The sequence below is a fragment of the Chlorobiota bacterium genome (assembly GCA_016710285.1).
Classification (GTDB): domain Bacteria; phylum Bacteroidota; class Ignavibacteria; order OLB7; family OLB7; genus OLB7.
In genome coordinates this window covers 1,310,694-1,333,822 of sequence record JADJXR010000001.1, presented here as the reverse complement: position 1 = coordinate 1,333,822, position 23,129 = coordinate 1,310,694, and the positions used below count along the sequence as shown (strand labels likewise).

The following is a 23,129-nucleotide window of genomic DNA, read 5'->3' as shown; positions in this document are numbered from 1 at the left end:
TGGCTGATCCTGGATCGTTGATTCATGGAAATAATTGGCGCGCCTGCCACGTGCTTCCCGCGTGCCGCTGTTCCGGCGGACGCTACAGGCTGACCCCAATGGCGAACCGATACGCAACCCCTTCTTTGGGAAGCAACGGTGAGCTTGCCCAAAACGGAAGATGGAGGCTTAGCCGAACCGGCGCGGGGGAATCCAGCGCGGCAACAATGGCCGATGGAAGGAAGAGTTCATCAAGCAACTCCAAAAGATCTGCCGAGGCCACAACGCCCGCTTCGGCATGGAGCGTTCGGAAGCCGCCGAAGGTGACTTCGCCCGGGAACAGCCAGCCGGCAGCCGCGTAGGCCGCAACGTCAAACTCACGCAGGTAGGGGACGGAGATCAGCGAGGCGAACGGGTTCAGATTGCCGACCGTGATCCGGCCGTTCAGCAGGCTGCGCCCGTAGCGGGTTTCGGCAAAGCCATTGCTGAGGAGCGAAAGGAGGTAGCCTTCGGTGGGGAGTGCCAGATGATTCCGCGCCCCGAACCCAGGCCGGGCGTTCATTGCCAGCCGATGGATCGGGTTCTGGTGCATCTGGATGGAGCGTGCGCCGGCGGCATTGAACAACCGCTGGTCCGGCGGGTCCCCAACCGATGTCCCGGCAAACAGATCGCCACCGAACTGCAACCCCAGCCAACGCCACGCCCCCTGGCTTTGCAGCGTCCATTGCGTGAACTCACCCTGACGTTCGCCACCCGACCGAACGCGGCTGGCAAAACTTGCATCGAAACTCAGATCGGTGCGGAAGAAGTTCCCCAGCCGTTGCAGCGTGGCGAACTGGTAGCCAAAGCTGATGATGTTGCTTGGCCCGCCGCTCCAGGGGGCAAGGGCGTTTGGATAGTTCGGTCCAACAAGGACTTCGCGCTCGGCGGCAAGACGGAACGTGTGCGGCGAGTATTGGGCAGCGGTGGGCATCGGGATTTTTTTCGTGAGTTGGAATCCCCATTTCTGGACCCCGTCGTTGTTGGTGGCGAACAGGTCCACCCGCGACTGCTGCCCCAGCAAGCCGAACGTGCTGTTGTACCGAACATCATAATCCACCCGCCCCGACTTGACGTTGTAGTACAGGCCAGCCTTCGCGTTGTAGCGGTCGTAGATGTAGCCTCCATCGGCCACAAACCCGGGCTGAACCCCATCGGCTTGGGCGTACCAAAGCGTTGGCCGCAGCCGGATTGCATACTTCTCCAGCGGCTGCGAATACTCCCACCGGGTCCACCAACCAACGCTGCTTTCTGGCAGAAGGTTGGCCAAGAAACCTGTGCTGGCGGTGTTGTTCGTGCGGTCCAGGTCCAGCATGGAAAGGGATGGATCCACCACCACTTTTTCCACCCGCTTCGGCGTGGCGAACGTGGCGCGGTACTTCCGCTCCATCCAGCTCCAGCGGGGAAGATTGAAGTCCATTCCAGGCTTCCGCCAGAACTCAATCGGGATGTTCGCGGTGGCAATCGTCCCATCGTCGTAATGGAGTTGAAGGTCCAGCGGCATCACAACGTGGTCGCGGTTGGAAAGCTCCACGGTGGTTTGCCACGTTCCGTTGGGGGCTTGCTGGCAGCCGACCGCGTCAATGGCGTAATCGCAGGTTGTATTCTGGACGACCCACTGGTTGAAGAACCAATCCAGCCGCATTCCGGTTGCGTCCTCCATCGCTTTTTCAAAATCGCGGTAGCTTGGGTGGCGGTATCGCCAGCGGTTCACGTACGTTCGGATTCCGTGGTCGAACAGATCTTCCCCCAGCATATCGCGCAGCATCCGCACCACCGCCATTCCCTTGAAATAGACCTCGCGAGCCGTCAGCCCGTCGCTGTGCCAATCGTGGAAGGTGGAAAGGGGTTCGATAAATCCGCCAACGGTCAGGCCGTAGGTGGATTCCACATCGCGCCACGGGTGGTCGTCCCAGGGGTAGATCATCGCGTCCAATCCGGTGAAGGGGTTGGTCCGCAGCGGGAACAGGACGTTCCGCATTGCCTCCTCGGTCAGGAACTGCGTGAAGCCTTCATCCATCCATGCTTCTTGGGTTTCGTTGTTGCCAACCATTCCGTAGAACCACTGGTGGCCAAGCTCGTGGGCAATCACCGATGCCAGCGATTGTTGGCCACGGTTGCCGGTAATCATAATCAGCATCGGGTACTCCATCCCCCCGTCGCCGGCCATTGCAACGGTGAACTGCGGCCACGTGTATTCCCCAAATCGGCGGGTGAAATACTCCATCGAACGGATGGTGTACTCAGCCGCGTTTCCCCAGGCAAAGGCGATGCCCCGTTTCACCAAAATGTGGATTGTGATGCCGTTCCACTGGGCAATGCGGTGCAGGTAATCGGGGTCGGCAACCCATGCAAAATCGTGGACGTTCTCGGCACGGAATCGCCAGGTCTTCATCCCCGTTTCCCCCTTTGCTGGCTCGGCGATGATGGTGTCGTGGTAGGAAGGGGATGGCCGTCCGTTGTTGGGGAACTCCACCTGGTACCCGCATCGGACTTCTTGCGGGTTCATCACCGTTCCGGTTGCGCCAACCACGTAGCGCGCCGGAAGGGTAATCGCCACGTTGAAATTCCCCCACACGCCGTAGAACTCGCGCCCGGCGTACTCATCGTTGTGCCAGCCGCTGGCATCATACTCGCACAGTTTTGGATACCATTGCGACATCGAGAATTCCACCCCTTCGCGGCTCATCCATCCGCCGCGCCGCGTCAGTTTGGGGATGCGGGTTCGCCACGCCATCGCAAGGGAAGTGGTTGCGCCAGGAAGCAACGGTTGCGCCAGCCTGACGCGAAGGATCGTCTCCTCCACATCCCACTCCACCGGCAATCCATCTTGCGTCATTGCTGCAATCGCCACCTGGCCCTGTTCATCGGTGGAAAGGCTGCCGATGTGCAAGTGGCCATCGGGAAGGGATTCGTTGCGCCGGTCCATCACGCTCCCGGGCTTGAAGGCTTCGTAATAGAGGTGATAGAAGACCTCGCGAAGCGTGTCGGGGGAGTTGTTGGTGTAGCGAAGCGTCTGCTTCCCATCGTAACTGTGGGCGGGAACGTCAAGCGCGATCTCCATGGTATATTCCACCCGTTGCTGCCATGCGTGGGCAACCGAGGCCGGAAGGGGGGAAAGAAGAAGGAGCAGGGGAAGCAAGCGAAGCAATCGTGGCATTGGGGAACGTTGTTCTGGAGTTAGAAGACCTTGTGGAACCGTTGCAGCGGGCGCGAAGAATTTGGCACGGAAAAATTCGGCACGGAAGGGCGCAATCACATTTATCCGTAGAGACTCTACCAGATACTCAATCATGCTTACCAGCATTCCAAATCCTGACCATTATTCCGCCGCACAAAGCGGCACGGTGTTCGTGGAATTTCAGCGGGGCATCATTCGCGGGACCGGCAGCGACCGCCTGGACCTGCTTCACCGGCTTTCGACCAACGCCGTCAGCCAGCTTCGGCCCGGGGAAGAGGGGACAACGATCCTGAGTTCCGACAAAGGGCGGGTTGTTGAGGTCCCCCGCATCCTGGAATTTGGCGACCACCTGCTGATGGTGCTGCTTGGGACCGACGTCCCCGGCGTGCGCGCATGGCTGGATAAATATACCATCATGGATGACTTCACGACCGCCGACGCAACGCCCGAGTTCGCGCTGTTCGGGGTCTATGGCCAGCAAGCAAAATCGCAGCTTTCCGCCGTGGCCGGTTGCCAGATTCCCGACGCGGGCGCGTTCGCGGTTTCCGAATCGGGCCTTATCATTTTGCGCGACACACGGTTGAACGGGGCCGGGGCGTTTCTGGCACTTGCGCCAGCCGCCCGCGCCGCCGATGTTGCCGCGCAATTCCTGGAACAAGGGATATCCAAGATCACCCCAGAAACATGGCACGCCTTGCGGATCGAAGCAGGGCAGCCCTGGATTGGAGCCGAGCTTAGCGAAAGCTACAACCCGCTGGAGGCCGGGCTTTCGCAGCTGATCTCCTGGACCAAAGGCTGCTACATCGGCCAAGAAGTGATTGCCCGGCTGGACACCTACGATAAGGTCCAACGCCACCTGATGGGGGTGGTGATTGAGGGAATGGAGGGATTCCCGGAAGAGGTGGATGTCCATGATCCGGTGGAGGGCAAGAAGATTGGGCTGCTTACGTCGCTGGCGGAGTCGCCGTTGGTTGGGGGGAGGATTGCGCTGGCGTACATCCGAACCCAGCACGCAATTCCTGGCTACCGCGTGGAGCTGCAATCGGGCGGCGCAACGGTTGGCGCGGGGATGTTGGTGAAACTTCCGTTTGATGCAGCGGGGAGGTGAGGCACCGCCCCGACTGAAACGGGGCGGCTACCTTCTCCATCCTCCATCAGTATCACACTTACCGTTGCCGGATGATTGTTAGCGGGGCGGTTGTCTGCTGGCCGTTTGCGGTGATTGCCACGTAGCAGGTTCCTTGCGGCAGCGCGGAAAGATCAATGGCAAGTGCCTGCTCACCGGCTGGGAATTGGCGTGGTTCGTTCCCCCAAATCTGCTGGCCGTTGCTGGCGAACAGGGCTATCTGCACGCTGGCCGGGTGGCGAAGCTGGAACCGCACGGTGGCCGCGCCCGATGCCGGATTTGGGGAAACCGCCATGCTGGCAACCGCTCCCTCCGCTTCCGCCAACTCCTGCCGGATTGGAACCGCCGATGTCTTCGCCTGGCGGTAGCGGTAGAGTGTGTATTGGGCCAGCCACAGCGTCCGCCCCTCGCCATCGCTTCCTCCAGCCATCTGCGACCCGTAGCCAAGATTCAAGAAATTGATCCCTGCTGGAATGGGGATATACTCCCACGTTTCCCCCACGGTGCTGCTGGCGAACAGCCCGCCGGTAAGCTCAAGACCACGACCTTGTGTGGCCAGATAGATATGATCCTGAATTGCCAAAAACTGGGAAGGGGTGTAGCCGATTGGGACGCTGCGCGGCTGCCACGTCTTGCCGCCGTCAACGGTGGCTTGCAGCGGGTTCGCTTGGTTGCTGCCGTAGTCGGTTAGCTGAATCATCCCTTCCTCGGCGGTTGTGAACGCGATGCTGGTGGCCTCCGTTTGCTGGGGAAGCGTATCCACCACGCGCCACGTTTGCCCGCGGTCGTCGGAGCGGTAGATGCGGGTAAGGTCCGGCTGCAATCCTGCGTCGCGGCCAACCCGGGTGAGATAGATGGTGTTCCCCACTGTGGCCATGATTCCATCCTCGGGGCGTTCCAATCGGTCCGGAAGCGCCACCGGGGTCCATGTGGCCCCGCCATCGGTGGTGCGGCCCACGCCGGAGCTTGCTCCGTTCCGGCTTTTCCCGCAAACCACTCCCTCCTTGTCGTCGAACATCCAGACGCGGGTTGGCTCGTCTCCCACCGCTGTTATCTGGACCTTCTCCCATGCCTTCCCGCCATTAGTGGTGCGGAACAGGAACGACTCCAGCTCGCCATCGGGGCGGCCATATCCCACCACCACGGCATTGTTGGAATCCACGGCATGGATTGCACGCAGGGTAAGATTTTCGGTTTCCGGAATCCGTGCAAACGGCTCCCACGTCTCCCCGTCGGTGGTGCGGGCGGCGGTGGAGAACCAGCCATTGCTTCCCAGCGACACAAACCCCAACGCCCACGCCTCACGCCGCGACGGAGCCGCCACCCCAACAATGACAGCGCGGCCATTCCCAGCCGATTGATTGATCCGCTGGGTCCGAAGTCCGGGAAGATCAACCTCGATGGGAATTCCGATAACGTCGCGGTAGCCCTCGCCGTTGGTTAGCTCCAGAATCAGCACCGATTTCCCTTCGCTGAACAGGTTGTGTTCGGGGTTCAACCGTGCCACAATCTCCACCTGCTGTGTTTCCTTCGTTCCCATTGTTTGGATCGTCACCGGGTCGGCCAGCAGCATGGACCTGGACCAGGGGGAAATCTGGATTGCCTTTGCCGGCGCAAGCCAGTTCGTCAGCGTCAGCCGAACCTTCACGCGGTCGGCTTCCGAGCGGATGGTGTCGCTGGCGTTCCCGTGCAAGGCGTAGCCGGACATGGCGATTCCGGGAATGGTTCCAGTTGCGGCGGTAAGGTCGCGGTTGGCCTCCAATGCCCGGCGGATGTTCAATCGGCGGTAGGTGTAGGGGTGTGTGGTTCGCAGCGTGTCGCCGGTTACGCGAAGCTGCATCATCACTTGCTCCGGGGTCCAGTCGGGGTGCAACGCCATCACCAACGCCGCCGCGCCGCTAACGATTGGCGCGGCCAGCGAGGTTCCGTTGTCCGCCGCATACTCGTTGCCGTTGGATGTTGAAAGCACCCCCTGGCCCGGGGCGAACAGCGTCACCCCCGTCCCATAATTGCTGAACCCCGCCGCAGCGTTGCCCGCGTTGGAAGCCCCCACCGATAGCACCGTCGGGAGCGATGCCGGATAAAATGGATAGCGTTCAAGAAGCGACCCCTCGTTCCCGGCGGCGGCCACCACCAGCACGTTGTTGCTTCGGGCATAGTCAACGGCTTCGGTGATTGCTTCTAACTCCCCGGGGGCCAGCTCCCGCTCGGTCGCGCCCCAGCTCAGGTTCAGGATTCGCGCCCCGCGGTCCACGGCGTACCGCATGGCATCATAGACTTCGTACAGCTCCCTGCCGGAAGAATCGGGGGAGCATTTTGTCAGGATCAAGCGGGTGCGGTAGCCAAGCCCGGCAATCCCGCGCCCGTTGTTCGTTGCCGCCGAAGCGCATCCGGCAACAAGGGTCCCGTGGGGAAGCAGATCCGGGGTTTGCTGCGGCTGGGGGTCGTTGTCCGGTTTGAACAGGCTGTCTTCAAACTCCTGCTGGCTCAGGTTTCCGATAAAATCCCAGCCGTAGAAATCATCAACGTATCCGTTGCCGTCGTCATCAATGCCGTTGGTCTGTTTCTCCTTTCCGCTTCCGTCGGTTCCGCTTTCCCCCCAGTTGGTGGCAATGTTGTCGCGCAGGTCCTCATGGCTCCATTCCACCCCGCTGTCAATAATTCCAATGGCGATGCTGGTGTCGCCGGTGGTGATTGCCCAGGCGGCTTCGGCCTCGATCTGATCCACCCAATATTGTTCCCCAATCCGTGGGTCGTTCGGCGTGTTGGCAACGCGGAATGCGCGGTAGGGGGCGGCGTACTCCACCAACCCCGTTTCGCGCAGTTGCTCGGCAAGGGTTTGCGGGGCGATTGGCCCTCCATACTCCACCACGTAGGTCCTGCTGAATTGGTTGGTGGCGATGGAGAAAAATTCCGCCGGAGAGTATGGGGCCATTGGATAAAGCGGGCGGCGTTGGGTTACGCCAGCTTGGCGCAGTGCCGCATCAATGGCAGGGATGCCGAACAATGGAGTTCCCCGCCGGTTCGGGACGCTTGCCTTCAGCTTCAGAATCACCACCCCCGGGCGATAGTGCGGCGCGGGTGCGGCGGATTGGGGAAGCGGTGGAACTCCGGCTGGGCGTTGCTGGGCGTTGGCCAGATACGCCATGCTGCAAAGCAGCAACAAGGGAAGGGTAGAAAAGGTTCGCATAGATCAATGGGTAGATAGTTTGGGAAGAACAGTGCGTGGCCCGGCAGTGAATGGCCAGGCAATGGGAAACAGAAATCCTGCGGGCCACCCCGCTTGCGATTGCGTGTGGCAAAGGGGGGCGCACGCCGCAATCCATAACCTTGCAAATTTTGTGGGGATGGCAAACGCATTTCCGCGTGGCGGGGGAACAAAAGCAAAAAATGAGAAGAGGAGAATGGCGAATCGTCAGAGCCAAACGGTAGATTAGAAGGGTCCGGCAAGAACGCCCGGGCGCGAACCGAACAAGCAACGCTGAACAAGCAACACCGAACAAGCAATACTGAACAAGCAACACCATGAAGACAACTGCAACGGCTGCAATGATTGCAATCCTGATGCTTTGCCGCATCCCCGCCATTTCCCAACCGATTGATGTGGCCATCACCATCGCTGCCGATGGTATCCCGCATCCCATCAGCCCGCTGGTGTACGGCATCAACGCCTACACCTACGACCCCGAATGGCAAAGCCCCAACGATTGGAAGGTTGGGATCGAGAACCAGGCCCAGGGCCTGAACATCACCACGCGGCGGCTTGGCGGAAACACGATGACCAGCTACAATTACGAGAACGGCTTCAGCAACTCCGGTGCCGACGACCGCGACCAAAATGGAGTTTCGCTGCACAGCAACAACAGCTTCCAATCGTTTATTGCCGGCGCAGGAAGCGCGCCCTACTCCGTGGGGAAGGCACTGACCACGTTCCACGATCACTCCATCAGTGTGGGCGCGGCATCGCTGTTGCAGCTGCCCGGGGCGGGCTATGTGGCGGGCGATGGAAACGGCGCGGTCTCCGCTGCCCAGTCGGCTCCGTCGGCACGGTGGAAGCGCGTGGTGAACGACAAACCCGGGTCGCCGGTCACGCTATCGCTTGCGCCGGACCTGGAGGACGATGCCATGTACGTTGATGAGGAAATCAACTTCCTGATGAACCGCTACGGAGCCTCCACCGGGCCGCAAGGGATTGGCTTGTACGAGCTGGATAACGAGCCAGGATTGTGGCACCACTATCCAACCAACGGCGAGCTTGGGACGCATCCACGGCTGCACACGGACCTTGCCACCTGCGGCGATCTGCTGCAGAAAAACATTGCCCTTGCCCAAACCATCCGCCGCATGGACCCGAACGCCCAAGTAACCGGGCCGGCAATGTGGGGATACCCGGAGTTCTACAGTTTTTGGAGTGTGTACGATGGCCAAAGCCATTCCCCCAGCGATTGGGGGAATTACAACATCGAGCCGTTCCGTACCAACAACACCGGCGACGAATACCGCTACAACCGGATGACGTGGGTGAACGCCTACTTGGCCAACATGAAGGCCGCTTCGGATCAAGCCGGAACGCGGTTGCTGGACGTTTTCACCATCCACTACTACGCCGATGGCGAGGCGATTTCCACCAACGAGAAGCGGATGCAGGCAACGCGCAGTTTGTGGGACCCAACGTATGTGGAATCAAGCTGGATCACCAAGCAGGGGAACGGCTTCACCGATGGCCGCTCGCTGGAACTGCTCCCCAAACTGAAGCAATCAATCGCCGATTTCTATCCCGACACCAAGCTGGGAATCACCGAGTACAGTTTTGGCGGGCGGCATCATATCTCCGGAGCGATTGCCCAGGCCGACGCGCTTGGGATTTTTGGGAAGGAAGGGGTTGCAATGGCCCACTACTTCGGCCCCGTGCGCGATTACATCGCCGCAGCGTTCCGGCTGTTCCGCAACTACGACGGCCAGAATGGAACCTTCGGGGAGATGGGGGTGGAGTGCTCCACCAGCGATATCCAAAACAGCTCCGCGTACGCCTCGATGGACCCGGAAGGGCGGCTTCACATCATCCTGCTGAACAAAAACGGCACGCAACCGCTGTTGGCGGCAATCGCCACCGGCGCAGCCAAGCCGTGGGGGAAGATGACCGCCTACGGGATTGACCAAACGGGACCAGAGGTGAAGAAAATGGCGGAGATGGAGATCAACGGAACGGAGTTCACCTTCCAAGCGCCGCCGCTGACGGCATCGCACATCGTGCTGGAGCCGCAAAACGCAAGCGGTGTGGAGCCGGCGTTGATAGGGGAAGAACTTCAGCTATCCGTCGCGCCGAACATCGTCAGTGGCGACGGCGGGGTGGTGCGGCTGTGGCAGCGGGAACCGGGGCGGTTGCGGGTGACGCTGAACGACGCGCTTGGGCGGACCCTCCGCACGCTTGCCGATGGCCACCACAACGCGGGGGCAATCCTTCTTCCGCTATCCACTGGGGACTTGCCCGCCGGGCATTACCGCGTGGTTGCCACCGGGGACGGGGTGGAAAGAACGGAGGGGGTGATGGTGGTGCGGTAGCCGTTAATCACCTACTCATCATTGCGCGGCTGCTTCCGATGGAGCCAAGAAATAATCAGGGATTGCAAACGCCAAACTCTTCTTAATTTCTGCGGCATCTTGCTTGGAAGCATCTCTTCTGAACTCTCTATCCGGCTAAACCAATTCCAACCATGAGACTATCCCGTAGGCTTTGCACTCTTCTTGCGTTGCTTGTGGCCGTTGCCGCAGCGTTGCCCGCGCAAAACTTGATCGTCAATCCCGGTGCCGAATTGCCGATGATTGCCGACTCCATCCCCGGCTGGATCCAACCGCTGGCGCGAACCTGGACCGAGGCAAGCACAATCCCTGCGTTTGCCGGAACCAATTACTTCTTTGCTGGCAACACCCCTCTTTCCGAACTCAGCCAGGATATTGATGTCACCACGCTTGCTGCGGGGATTGATGCCGGCACCACGCGATTTGTGTTCGATGGCCGCGTGCAATCGCTGCCGGAAGCGGTGCCGGACTCGGCCCAAATCGTGGTGCAGTGCCGCGATGCCGCCAACACCACCGTGCTGAGCGCGTTCAACCCCGGTGCGGTTGCTTCCACTGCGGGTTGGCAGCAGGTTTCGGGGTTGTTTACGCCGCCGTCCGGAACCCGATTTCTGCGGGTGCGGTTGATTGCTATCCGCTCCACGGGGGTCAGCAACGATGCCTTTTTCGATGAGTTGTTCCTGAGCGCGATTGCCCCCAGCGGCGGGCTTAGCGTTATCAACCGCCTGACGAACTTCGACACCACGCTGTGCGGCACAAAAAAATGCAGCACGCTGATCTTCCGGAACGTTGGTCAAACCCCGCTGACGATTCAATCGGCCGATGCCTTCTTCGGCACTTTCGAGATTGATGCCGGCGTAACCTTCAACTTCCCGCAGACGCTTCAGCCGAACGAGCAACTGAGCTTCAACGTCTGCTACAACCCCACCGTTCCCGGGCGCGCCGATACCTTCAAAGGCCTTGTTCGCTACGATGCCGCTTCGGTGGATTCGTTCATGTTCGTTGGGCGCGCAACCGGGCCAAGCCTTTCGGCTTCGCGAACCAACGTCTCGTTCGGAACGGTGCAGATTTTCAACACCCGCTGCGAAACGATCACGCTCCGCAACGATGGCGATGGACCGTTGTCGCCGGGGGCAATCACCGGTGTGAATCTTCCCTTCTTCATCCAAACTCCGCCGCCAGCGGTGATCCCTCCTGGGGGAACGGCCGATGTGGTGATCTGCTTCACCCCCGATGCCGAAGGGAACCGCAATGCCACGGCCAACTTCAGCTACGTCTCCTGTGGGGCCACGCAAAACGTGACGGTGCAGCTTAGCGGGGTTGGCGCGTTGCCGCCAAAGCTGACGTTGGGCCCGGTGCTGCAAATCACCCCCGACCCGTTGGATTACGACACCACACTGTGCGGCACCCAAAAATGCCGCAACCTGACGTTCCAAAACATCGGGAACGCGCCGCTGACGATCACGCAAATGGATCAAATCCTTGCCCCGTTTGCGGTTGCCGCCACCACCCCGCTGAACCTTCCGCTGACGTTGCAGCCAAACCAATCGCAAGTGGTGCAGGTTTGCTACAGCCCAACGTTTGCGCCGCGGATTGACTCCCAACGAATCGCCTACATTGCCGATAACCGCGTTTCACTTTCCATTATGATGGTGTTCGACACCAGCGGGAGCATGACGATCGCAACTGGAACGGGGGTCAGCCGGATCACGGCGGCCAACGCTGGCGGGCGGGTCTTCTTGGATAATCTGGTGAACGACCCCGCACGTGGTGTTGTTGATGAGGCGGGGATTGTCAACTTCTCGTCGGGGGTGCTGGTGGCGCAAGATTTCACCACCAACGGAGCGTTGCTGCAAGCCCGCGTGCCAAACGCGGCAAATGGGGGAACAAGGCTGTACGACGCGGTGGATACGGCACTGAATCGGGTGCTGCAACGGAACCTTCCGGGCCGCCGCGTGATTGTGATCCTCTCGGACGGGGATGACGAAGGGGGATTCCTGCAAAACCGGATTGACGCGATTGTTGCCCGCTCGCAGAACAACGTCCGAATCTTCACTATCGGTTTGGGGAGTGGACTGACTGCAAACGGAATCAACACCTTGCAGCAGATGGCCAACCGCACCGGGGGGAGCAGTTTCTTCACGAACAACCCCGACACGTTGGTGCAGATTTATCTCACCATTGCCCAGCAGCTTAGCCGCAGCATCCCGGGGACCTATCTGATCCGTGGGCGCGCGGTTGCGCCGCTGTTGACGATCAATCCAATAACTATTGACTTCGATTCGGTTCGCATTGGGCGTTCGGTGTGCCGCCAAATCACCCTTACGAACAACGGCGACGCGCCGCTGCAGTTTGCCGGATTCCCGGCAGCGGTTGGAGGGTTTTCCATCCAGGCACAAACTCCATTTCCAGCGATTCCTCCGGGGGGATCATCCACCATCAGCGCCTGCTTTGCTCCAACGCGGTTGCGGGTGCAGTCGGCATCGTTGCCAATGCCGTACAACAGCTGCCGCACCCCCGACACGCTACAGTTCCGCGGCGTTGGATACGACAGCGTGGTGATTGCCATTCGCGACTCGGTGGTGGCGCGCCCGGGAAGCACGTTCGAGTATCCCATCTTCCTAATGGACTCCATCCCCGACCATTATGATGTCCGCGACCTCACCTTCACGTTGGGCTACAACAAAACCTTGCTCTTCCCGCTGGACCCTCCGGTCCGGAGCGATGCCGCCGTTGCGGTTCCGCTGGCCAACGCGGCAATCAGCAGCGTCTATCTGCCGAACGAGTCGGGCGCGCTGACCACGTACACGATGACCGGGGCCACGCCAATCAGCAACGCCACGCCGAACAGCCTGCTGACGCGGCTTCGGTTCCGTGCACTGCTGGGGAACGCCATCAGCACGCCGCTGACAATCACCGCAGCGCGGATGGCCGATGGAAATCCGAAAGTGGGGATCATCAACCCCGGCACCTTCCGCATTGACAGCATGTGCTACTTGGAGGACCGTCTGCTTGATGCCCGCCGCCGGATTAGTGGCGCGCTGAAAATGGCGGTGATGAACAACGCCGAAATCGCCGCGCTCGATTTCACCCTTCCCGCAGCAGCCCCCACCCAAGCCATAATTTTCGACAGGCTTGGTCGCGAAGTAACGCGAAGCGGGCAGCAGGCAATGAACGCCGGCAATGGCCAGATGGTGATAGATATTTCGGCCCTCCGCTCCGGCATCTACTTCGTCCAACTCCGCTCCGGCGAAGCAGTGGATGGGGGTGAGATTGTGGTGAGCAGATAAAGTGGGGGGGGGATCGGTGGTTTGCAGGGGGGGCGTTGAATGGAGCAACAAAGAAATTCCTAACCCTTCAGAAACTGCAAGAGCTTCAGGCCGCATCCTGCTTCAAAGCTATGCTTTGGGCAGGGTACGGCTTTGGCTTTTGAATAGTAAAACAACATGAACTCAGAAAACCCAATACTAAATAGCCCCTACCATGAACCGTTGCTCCACTATGCAACCGACACAGATGGCTCATTGAATTATCAGGACATCAGAAAAGGGAGGCGGATTTTCACCCCTGATATTCAGGCAATACCAACCAAGCAAGGTCCGCAATCGCCCATCTTTGAAGTCAACGACTTTGCCGCCGAATATGGCGAGCATCTGATAAATCTTTGCCGCAAAGAAGTAGTTAAATGGCGCATTGGCGCAACCACCAAAGAGCCTTATTCTGGCACAACCAGGGTCACCAAGGAGCTTTTGCTCTATTGGTTCGAAAATCCTGAACGCCATGCGGTGAAGAAGCTGTTTTATGCCCAACGCGAAGCTATCGAAACAGCAATCTGGCTGAATGAAGTTGCCGGGAAATCGAATGCTGGGCAAAACATACTGAACAAAATTCGTGATGGGCAAAAAACTGTTAGCGACAAATCAGAAGACCAATTACCACGATTGGCTTTCAAAATGGCAACGGGAACAGGGAAGACCGTTGTAATGGGATGCCTGATCCTGTACCACTACTTCAACAGGCAGGAATACCGCAACGACACAAGATTTGCCGATTACTTTTTAATCGTTGCTCCGGGGGTTACCATCAAAGACCGCCTGGGAGTTTTGTTTGTGGATACTAAAAATAAGCACAATCGGGAAGATTATTATTTCCAACGGGGCTTGGTTCCACAAAGTTTGGAGCATCGTTTGGAAAATTTAAATGCTCGGTTAATTATTACGAACTACCACGCCTTTGAACCCAAAATTTTGCAAGGGAACAAGAAAAGCCCGTTCGATGGGAAGATAGATGCCGAAGGAAAAAGGCAAATAACAAAAGAGGATTTCTCGCAGGTTATTCGCAGGATACTAGGGAAATTCAAAAAAGATAGTCGCTTGCTTATTCTGAATGATGAAGCCCATCATTGCTATTTGCCAAAATCATCAGGCAAAACTGAAGATAATGAGGAAGCAGACGAAAACGCACGGGCAGCTGTTTGGTTTACGGGGTTGAAAGAGATTTCGCTCCGCTACAAAACACAATGCATTTACGACCTTTCCGCAACGCCTTATTATTTGCAAGGCTCTGGATACACTCCGTACAGCCTATTCCCCTGGGTGGTTTCTGATTTCGGACTGATTGAAGCAATTGAAAGTGGGTTGGTGAAAATCCCTTTCTTACCCCAAAGCGATAACACACAAGAAATTGACCAAGCTAAGCTGCAAGACATCTATTCGCATGTAAAAGATGAATTGCCACGCAAAGGTCAGCGTAAGAAAAAATCAGAAGCGAAAGAAGAAGGCAAGCAACTGAAAGAAGCTCCGCCAAGATTGCCCGTTTTGGTGAAAGGTGCATTGGACCAATTCTACAATCACTACAAAGACTATTTTGACGGGCAGAGAAAACAGAATGAGGAAAAAAGAAACCTGTTCTCTGCTCCACCCGTTTTCATTGTGGTGTGCAATAATACTTCCGTTTCTAAAGAAGTGTATAAGTACATCGCTGGATATGAGTTTGAAAATGAGGATGGCGAGCTGGTCACTATTCCAGGAGCAAAAGACCTTTTTAGCAATTACGACCCTGTAACCCAAAAAGCATTAAAACGTCCGCCAACCCTATTGATTGACAGTGATGCTTTGGAGGAAAGTGACCAAATCAACGACGAATTCAAGAAGATTTTTGCATCTGAAATTGAAGAATTTAAAAAGGACTATGCCCGCGTGTATGGGCAAGGAAGTGCAGATCTGATTACCGATGCTCAAATTCTGCGTGAAGTAGTGAACACCGTTGGCAAGCAAGGCAAATTGGGTGCGCATATCCGTTGTGTGGTTTCGGTCTCCATGCTTACCGAAGGCTGGGATGCCAACACCGTTACCCACATTATGGGGCTGCGCAAATTCGGATCCCAATTGCTTTGCGAACAGGTGGCGGGGCGTGCCTTGCGAAGGATGAATTACTTTCTGCAGGGCTACGACAAAGATGGCAATCCGACCAGCGACAAGCGAAAAGTTGTGATGGAAAAATTCCCGCCCGAATATGCGCACATCATTGGCGTTCCGTTCAAAATGTTTAAGGGTGGGGCAACGCCGCCAGTTCCTCCGCCTGTTGAGCTTACCCACGTGTATGCCATGCCTGAACGGCAGCAGGAACATGAAATCACGTTCCCGAATGTAGTGGGCTATCGGATAGAAAATGCGGGTAATGAACTGGAATACAACTACAGCAATGTGGAAAACTTTGAGGTGCCTTGCTTCAATTTTCCATTGCAGACAACAATGGGATCAGCTTTTTTACCCAAAGAAGAAAAGTTGGAAGTGCAAAGCGTTTTTGAAAAGCGTAAGCAGGAGATCATTTTTCTGCTTACCAAAGCACTTATCAATTATCATTTCAGCGATGATGATCAAAATCCAAAATTTCAATACTTCGGCAAGCTGAAGAAGATTGTTGAGTATTGGTACGACAATAAGGTGATATTGCTTGGGGAAAAGGACGAAAAGTATAAAAAACTTCTCTACTTCTTTGACCCTAAGGAAGTAGTAGATCACATTCGCCGAGGTATTAATCCTCACATTAATACTGCCGAATTTATTCGGCCTGTGTTTAACTACTATAACAAGTTTAGCAGCACCAAGTATGTCAATGGTAGCACCACCAAACCGGTGTACCCAACACAAAAAAGCCATGTAAACTGCGTGGTGGCCGACACCGAAACCTGGGAGCAAATTGCCGCGAAAACCTTGGAAGAGTTACCACAGGTGGAAACCTATGTGAAAAACGCATTCCTCGGCTTTGCCATTCCGTATGTGAAAGAAGGGAAGGACAAGCAATACTTTACCGATTTTATTGCAAGGGTGAAATGCAGCGATGGAAGCGTTAAGAACCTAATGATTGAAATCACAGGGATGAACACGGATAAGGAAGAGAAGAAATGGTTTGTGGAGAACCGCTGGCTCCCCGCTGTAAATGCTATGAAGGATAAATACCAATATCCCGAATGGCATTTTATTGAAATAGCCAACGATATAAGGGACATTAAGAACCAATTAGCTGATAAAATTGCGAGCATCTAATTATGGCAGGCACATTTTCGCAAATCTACATTCATGTGGTTTTCGCGGTTAAAGGGCGAGAGAACCTGATTGGGCGTGCATGGGAAGAAGAGCTTTATAAATACATCACCGGTATTGTGCAAAACAAGGATCAAAAGATGTTGGCGATTAACGGAATGCCAGATCATGTGCATTTTTTAATAGGGATGAAGCCTTCTTGCTGTTTGTCTGATTTGGTAAGGGAAGTGAAAAAAGCATCGAACGATTTTATCAATGAAAGAAGGTTTTCGAAGTACAGGTTCCAATGGCAGGAAGGGTATGGGGCGTTTTCATACAGCCATTCGTCGTTAGATAGTGTGATTAGATATATTAATAATCAGAAGGAGCATCATAGGAAGCAATCGTTTCGGGAAGAGTACATGGCATTTCTAAAACGATTCCAAGTTGAGTATAAAGATGAATATTTATTTGAATGGATAGATGAACCGGGTTGAAGGGATGCGTGGGATGGGATAAATATGCGACCCCTTCGGGGTCGGGAAATTGATAATGGGGATGTGATGGCTATAAACATGTGATCCCTTCGGGATCGGGGGGAACCCGACGGGTTCCAATGTTTATAGATAGGCAATGCATCCAAGATGTCCGCGACCCCGACGGGGTCGAATGTGGGATGGTGGGGTGGGATGGGATAAATATGCGACCCCTTCGGGGTCGGGAATGGGTTGTGGGGATGTGATGGCTATAAACATGTGATCCCTTCGGGATCGGGGGGAACCCGACGGGTTCCAATGTTTATAGATAGGCGATGCATCCAAGATGTCCGCGACCCCGACGGGGTCGAATGTGGGATGGTGGGGTGGGATGGGATAAATATGCGACCCCTTCGGGGTCGGGAATGGGTTGTGGAAATGCGATGGCTATAAATATGTGATCCCTTCGGGATCGGGGGGAACCCGACGGGTTCCAATGTTTATAGATAGGCGATGCATCCAAGATGTCCGCGACCCCGACGGGGTCGAATGTGGGATGGTGGGGTGGGATGGGATAAATATGCGACCCCTTCGGGGTCGGGAATGGGTTGTGGGGATGTGATGGCTATAAACATGTGATCCCTTCGGGATCGGGGGGAACCCGACGGGTTCCAATGTTTATAGATAGGCGATGCATCCAAGATGTCCGCGACCCCGACGGGGTCGAATGTGGGATGGTGGGGTGGGATGGGATAAATATGCGACCCCTTCGGGGTCGGGAATGGGTTGTGGAAATGCGATGGCTATAAATATGTGATCCCTTCGGGATCGGGGGGAACCCGACGGGTTCCAATGTTTATAGATAGGCGATGCATCCAAGATGTCCGCGACCCCGACGGGGTCGAATGTCGGGTGGTGTGGGGGATGGATAAATATGCGACCCCTTCGGGGTCGGGAATGGGGTTGTGGGGATGTGATGGCTATAAACATGTGATCCCTTCGGGATCGGGGGGAACCCGACGGGTTCCAATGTTTATAGGGAAATCCATCCAAAATATCCACGACCCCGACGGGGTCGAATGTTTATAGGGAAATCCATCCAAGATGTCCGCGACCCTGAAGGGGTCGAATGTTTATAGGGAAATGCATCCAGCATATCCACGACCCCGACGGGGTCGAATGTTTATAGATAGGCGATCCATCCAAAATATCCACGACCCCGAAGGGGTCGAATGTTTATAGCGGGCGATGCATCCAAAATATCCACGACCCCGACGGGGTCGAATGTTTATAGATAGGCGATCCATCCAAGATGCCCGCGACCCCGACGGGGTCGAATGTTTGTAACTTCGGAATACATAACGGAATAACGATATGGCAAAGAACATCGAAAGCATAAAACATAACAACAACAAACGCGCACATATCCCCAGCAAGGAAGAAGCCGGATATGAAGATGCCAACCCAAAAGTCCAACAAGGAAACAAAACCCTTGAACTCCCCAAAAACCCCGTGGTCCACCGCGGCCAAGACCCCGAACTCTTCTGGCTCAATAAATACGGCAACGACGACCGCGACCAACTCCTGCAGGTTGACATCCGCAGCCTGTACCGCCACGAACACATTGCCCCCGAAACCCTTATCCAAAACCTCTATACACTAACCGAACTCCCTTCCCCACAAGGTAGCTTGCTCAATGACCTGTTCGGAAATGCCCTGGAAAAAGATGAACTCGAAAAAATAAGCGAATACTACCACCACCACGATGGCTGGACCAACCGCCTTATCCAAGGCGATAGCCACCTTGTGATGGCCAGCTTGCTGGAACGCGAAGGTATGGCCGGACACGTCCAAACAATCTACCTTGACCCACCCTACGGAATTAAATATGGCAGCAATTGGCAGGTGAAACTTAATAACCGCGATGTGAAAGATGGCGCCGATGAAAGCCTTGCCGGTGAACCCGAAGTTATTAAAGCATTCCGCGATACCTGGGAACTCGGTATCCACTCCTACCTCTCCTACCTCCGCGACCGACTCCTCGTTGCCAAAGAATTGCTCGCCGATACCGGCTCCTGCTTCGTCCAAATTAGTGACGAAAATGTCCACCTCGTTAGAAATGTTATGGATGAAGTCTTTGGAAGTGAGAATTTTGTCAGCTTGATTTATTTTCAAACAACAAGGGGATTTGAGTCACAAGCATTGTCAAGAATTGGTGATTATCTTGTATGGTTTGCAAAAGATAAAGTACATTTAAAGTATCGTCAGATATATGAAGAGATAAAAGCAGATGAAGGAGAAGGTAGTTATAATTGGATTTTGCTTCCAGATGGAAAAACGCGCTCTCTATCTAAGAATGAAATATTGAATTCAAAACTAATTCCTGAAAGTGCTAAAAGATATCAGCCAAGTGATTTTCAATCTTCGGGAGAAACAAAAGGTGATTCTTCTTTTGAGTTTAGGGGAAAGATATACAAACCAAACCCCGGTAAACATTGGAAAACAAACTTGGATGGGATGAAGAAACTAGCTCAACTAGAACGGATACATATTGCTCAAAATAGCATTCGCTTTATGAGATTTCATGATGATTTTCCTTATCGTCCTATTAATAATGTTTGGTTGAATGTGAATACTGGAAGTTTCTTAGATGAGAAGCAATATGTAGTTCAAACAACAACCAAAATTTTACAACGCTGCATCCTCATGACCTCCGACCCCGGTGATTTAGTTCTTGATCCCACGTGCGGGAGCGGGACCACTGCGTTTGTGGCGGAGCAATTTGGCCGCCGCTGGATCACTATTGACACCAGCCGCATTGCCTTGAACATTGCCAAGCAGCGGTTGATGACGGCGGTGTTCCCGTTCTACAAGCTGTACGATGCCAGCGGCGGCGATATTCGGCAAGGGTTCGTGTACAAAACCGTGCCGCATATCACCTTAAAAAGCTTGGCCAACGATGAGCCGCCAGCCACGGAAACCTTGTATGATAAACCCGAAATTGAGAATAAAAAGCTGCGAGTAAGCGGCCCCTTCACCGTCGAGACCTTGCAAGGTTTCGAGCCAGTATCCCCGGAAGAATTGGAGGAAGAAACCGCATTGGCAGAAGATAGCGGGGCGTTTGAAGAAACCATCCAACAGCACCTTGTAAGTGCCGGAATCAAAAACGGGAGAAAAGATGAGCAGGTTGTTTTTTCACGGGTGGAATTATTAAGCCACCCTTATCTCCATGCCGAAGGTTTTTACATGAATGGGGTGGGGGAGAAAAAAGCGTACATCCACATTGGGCCAAAATTTGGAACCGTCAGCAAAAACGCCGTGAACGAAGCGGTGAAGGAATGCCGGCTGCGTGGCGATGCGCAATGGCTGATTATCCTGGGGTTCAGTTTCGAAAGCGATATTGAAGGGACCACCCACACCACCAGCATGGGGAAATTTGAAGTAACCAAAGCCCGCATTCACGACGACCTGATGCAGGATGGATTAAAGAAAAAACCTGGCAAAAGCGCCGCCAGCTTTGTCACCATCGGCGAGCCGGACATCTGCCTGCACAACAGCGGAAATGCCGTCACCGTGGAAATTCAGGGGTTGGACATTTACGACCCGATCAAAGATGAAGTAAAAGCCCGGAGCGTTGCCGACATCGCGTATTGGATGGTGGATGATGATTACGACGGCAGCAATTTTGTGGTGAAACAGGTGTTCTTCTGCGGTGGCGACAGCGATGAGTTCGACAAATGGAAAAAGGGCTTGGAAAGCCTTGCCAAGGAGGGCACGAAAAAGAAGGTGGAGAAAACCTTAAAAATCGAAATTGACGAAGAGGCTTTTGACCGTTTGTACGGGCATATTTCGCACCCGATTGAAGTGAAAAAGAAGGGGCAAAAAATAGCCGTTCGGGTGATCTCGCAATTCGGTGAGGAAACGACGAAGGTATTAACTGCTGAATAATTCGCGGCAGGCCGGCCCCCCACTCCCGGTGGGGGGGGGAAAGGGAGGAGTGTTTCAGAACGCCGGAATTCCGCTGCGGGCGGTTTGTTGGCCGGTATAATAACAAGATGGGGTTGAGATTTCCGTGGAAACCTCAACCCCATTGCTGTTTGCTCCGGTCCGTTAATTCTTCACCGGCGTTTTCACCACCACGTCAACGGTGCGGCTGAAGAATCGGCCTTCGGGAAGGTCGTTGTTGAACAGCGATGTGGTTTCCCCAACGCCCCGTGCGTTTTCGGTTGGCACGCCCAACTCCTTGGCGGTGTTCACGGCGCGGTCCTGCGACAGCTGCAGGTTGTGGGCCTCATCCCCCAAGCGGTCGGTGTATCCGGTGATCTCCACCTGCGATTCCGGCGTGATCCGCTCCTTGATGGTGCGGGCAACCTTCTTGCTGGTCTCGTTCAGCGTCGCCTTGTCATAATCGAAGGTGATAAGATTGAACCGCTCGAACGCCATATCCCCCTGCTTCTCCTCCCGCTTTTTCTGGATGGTGATCTGCTCCACCGGCAGCTCTGCTTCGGCCATTGCTTTTTTGCCGCGCGTGTCGGTGATCTGGAATCGGGTCACCAGCGGCGTGGGGTCAACCGGCGCTTGTTCCTGGATTCCGGTGATCTCCCATTGCAACTCCTCCGGCGGCGTTCCGGTCCCGCTGAACTCCTTCAGCCTCCGCCCCCCCTGGCTGATGGTGGCTTCCCACTGGCGCGCCCCCGATTCCGCTTTCACCAGCGGGCGGAGCAGCACCTTTGGCGGGTCGGCGGTGCGGAGCGTGTCGCTGACGGTGACCGGGTCCAGCAGGCTAAGGGTTCGGCTGGAAATCTCCACGCGGCGGTTTTCCGCAATGCCGTCCGGGTCCGCCGGGCTGGATGGAAGCGCCGGAAGATTCCGCGCCGCCACCTCGATCCGGCTGGGTTCAATTCCCCAATTGGAGGCCAGATAGGCTTTCACCGCTTCGGCGCGGGATTTCGAGAGCGCGGTGTTTCCGGCCTCGGCCCCGGTGTTGGAGTTGGTTCCGGTCAGGGTGATTTTGGACCCTGGCGATTGCCGCATCCGGTGGCCCAGGATGTTCAGCATCTGGTAGTACACCTCAATCGTCCCCTGCCCGTTCAATTGGTCGGTCCGGAACTGCGTGCCAGCCTCGCCGCTGTATTGGCGGTAGCGGGGGGGTATCTGAGCCGAGTTATCGTCAAAGAAAATGTAATTCAGCAACGAGCTTGTTTGCGTGTTGATGAACTCCTCCACGCGGATTGTCACCCCCGGGCGTTCGGTTCCGTCGGCACTTTGGCCAACGGCAACAAGCTGGGCTGCCAGCACCGGTTCGGGTGGTGGCGGCGGCGGCGGTGGTGGCGGCGGTGGCGGCGGTGGAGGGGGGGGCGGTGGCGGAGGTTCCGTCACCGGGAAGGCATATTTCAACGCCGCGCCGCCGCGCAGTTGGTGGATCTTCCAATCAAGGTCGCTTGTGACGTTGGTGAAGCCAAAGGAGAAGCCGATTTCTGGAGCAAGGATGAACGTCTCGGCCTTGTTCAGCGGCAGTTCATAGTCGGCACCGATCACCCCCGCCACGCGCAGCCCAGTGTTGGCAAGTTCGCCGCTGACGGGGTTCCTGACGCGGGTATTCTGGCCATTCTCGCCGATAAAGGTGGCGGAAGAAGGGGAGATGAGTTGCTCCTGCTGGGCGAATTCCTTCGTCATAAAAACGCCGATTTCTGGACCAAGCCGCACGGTCAGGGGCATATCTTGGATTGGCCTCCATCCCAGCAGAAGTTCGCCGCCAAGCATTCCAAGTGTGGCATCAAGGCTGTACTGGCTGATGCCGCTGGCGGTGTCGTTCCCCACCACAATCGGGCCGATGTGGGCATCGGCGGTTTGGGTTGCGGCAAGGGAGTAAAGTCCGGCGCGGGCAATCAGCCGGAATTGTTCATCGAAGGGGAGTTCGAAGGTCAGCCCTGCGGCATATCCCATTCCGGTTCCGCCGGTGAATCCAACGTCGTCCAGTGCCATGCAGTTTGGCGTGCCTGGGATGCCAAAAAACTGACTGCTGTGGATATTCAACCCCAAGTTCCCGAACAACCCGATGCGTGGTTGAAGCCGTTGTTCGGCCAATTTTTGTTCCGGTGTTTTTGCCCCGCTCCCTTCCTGCTGGCCAACGGCAGTGGAAGCCATCGCGCCAAGCAAGAGGAGAGGAAGAAAAAACCGGAGGAAGCGATGCGTCATAGTAATCGGAGTAGGTTAAAACGGAAATC

9 protein-coding genes are annotated in these 23,129 nt (G+C 55.9%); 6 read left to right on the top strand and 3 right to left on the bottom strand.

All coding sequences use genetic code 11. From position 1 onward, the window contains the following. Positions 1-82 precede the first annotated feature (82 nt). Entirely contained in the window at positions 83-3,178 is a 3,096-nt protein-coding gene (locus IPM61_04630) for a M1 family metallopeptidase (protein MBK8910596.1), read from the bottom strand. A gap of 133 nt (positions 3,179-3,311) precedes the next feature. Between IPM61_04630 and IPM61_04625 the strand changes: the two genes are divergently transcribed. Continuing rightward, the gene (locus IPM61_04625; protein ID MBK8910595.1) at positions 3,312-4,307 is read left to right on the top strand and encodes a hypothetical protein; all 996 of its coding nucleotides are present in this window, start codon (positions 3,312-3,314) and stop codon (positions 4,305-4,307) included. A gap of 58 nt (positions 4,308-4,365) precedes the next feature. Here the strand turns inward: IPM61_04625 and IPM61_04620 are convergent, their stop codons facing one another. Next, a complete protein-coding gene (locus IPM61_04620; protein ID MBK8910594.1) occupies positions 4,366-7,515 on the bottom strand; it encodes a S8 family serine peptidase in 3,150 nt (1,049 codons plus the stop codon). Positions 7,516-7,850: 335 nt separating this feature from the next. Between IPM61_04620 and IPM61_04615 the strand changes: the two genes are divergently transcribed. From IPM61_04615 to IPM61_04595, 5 genes are all read left to right on the top strand, one after another. Further along, the gene (locus IPM61_04615; protein ID MBK8910593.1) at positions 7,851-9,887 is read left to right on the top strand and encodes a hypothetical protein; all 2,037 of its coding nucleotides are present in this window, start codon (positions 7,851-7,853) and stop codon (positions 9,885-9,887) included. Between the two features lie 152 nt (positions 9,888-10,039). Then, a complete protein-coding gene (locus tag IPM61_04610; protein MBK8910592.1) occupies positions 10,040-13,192 on the top strand; it encodes a choice-of-anchor D domain-containing protein in 3,153 nt (1,050 codons plus the stop codon). Positions 13,193-13,348: 156 nt separating this feature from the next. Next, positions 13,349-16,450 (top strand): DEAD/DEAH box helicase family protein, encoded by a 3,102-nt coding sequence (locus IPM61_04605; protein MBK8910591.1) that lies wholly within the window; start codon positions 13,349-13,351, stop codon positions 16,448-16,450. A 2-nt stretch (positions 16,451-16,452) separates the two neighbouring features. Further along, positions 16,453-16,923, top strand: coding sequence for an IS200/IS605 family transposase (gene tnpA, locus IPM61_04600; GenBank protein ID MBK8910590.1), 471 nt, complete (start codon positions 16,453-16,455; stop codon positions 16,921-16,923). Between the two features lie 1,353 nt (positions 16,924-18,276). Further along, the gene (locus tag IPM61_04595) at positions 18,277-20,850 is read left to right on the top strand and encodes a site-specific DNA-methyltransferase (GenBank protein MBK8910589.1); all 2,574 of its coding nucleotides are present in this window, start codon (positions 18,277-18,279) and stop codon (positions 20,848-20,850) included. Positions 20,851-21,012: 162 nt separating this feature from the next. On the opposite strand, the gene IPM61_04590 is transcribed toward IPM61_04595, so the two are convergent. Then, positions 21,013-23,100, bottom strand: coding sequence for an OmpA family protein (locus IPM61_04590; protein ID MBK8910588.1), 2,088 nt, complete (start codon positions 23,098-23,100; stop codon positions 21,013-21,015). Positions 23,101-23,129 lie beyond the last annotated feature (29 nt).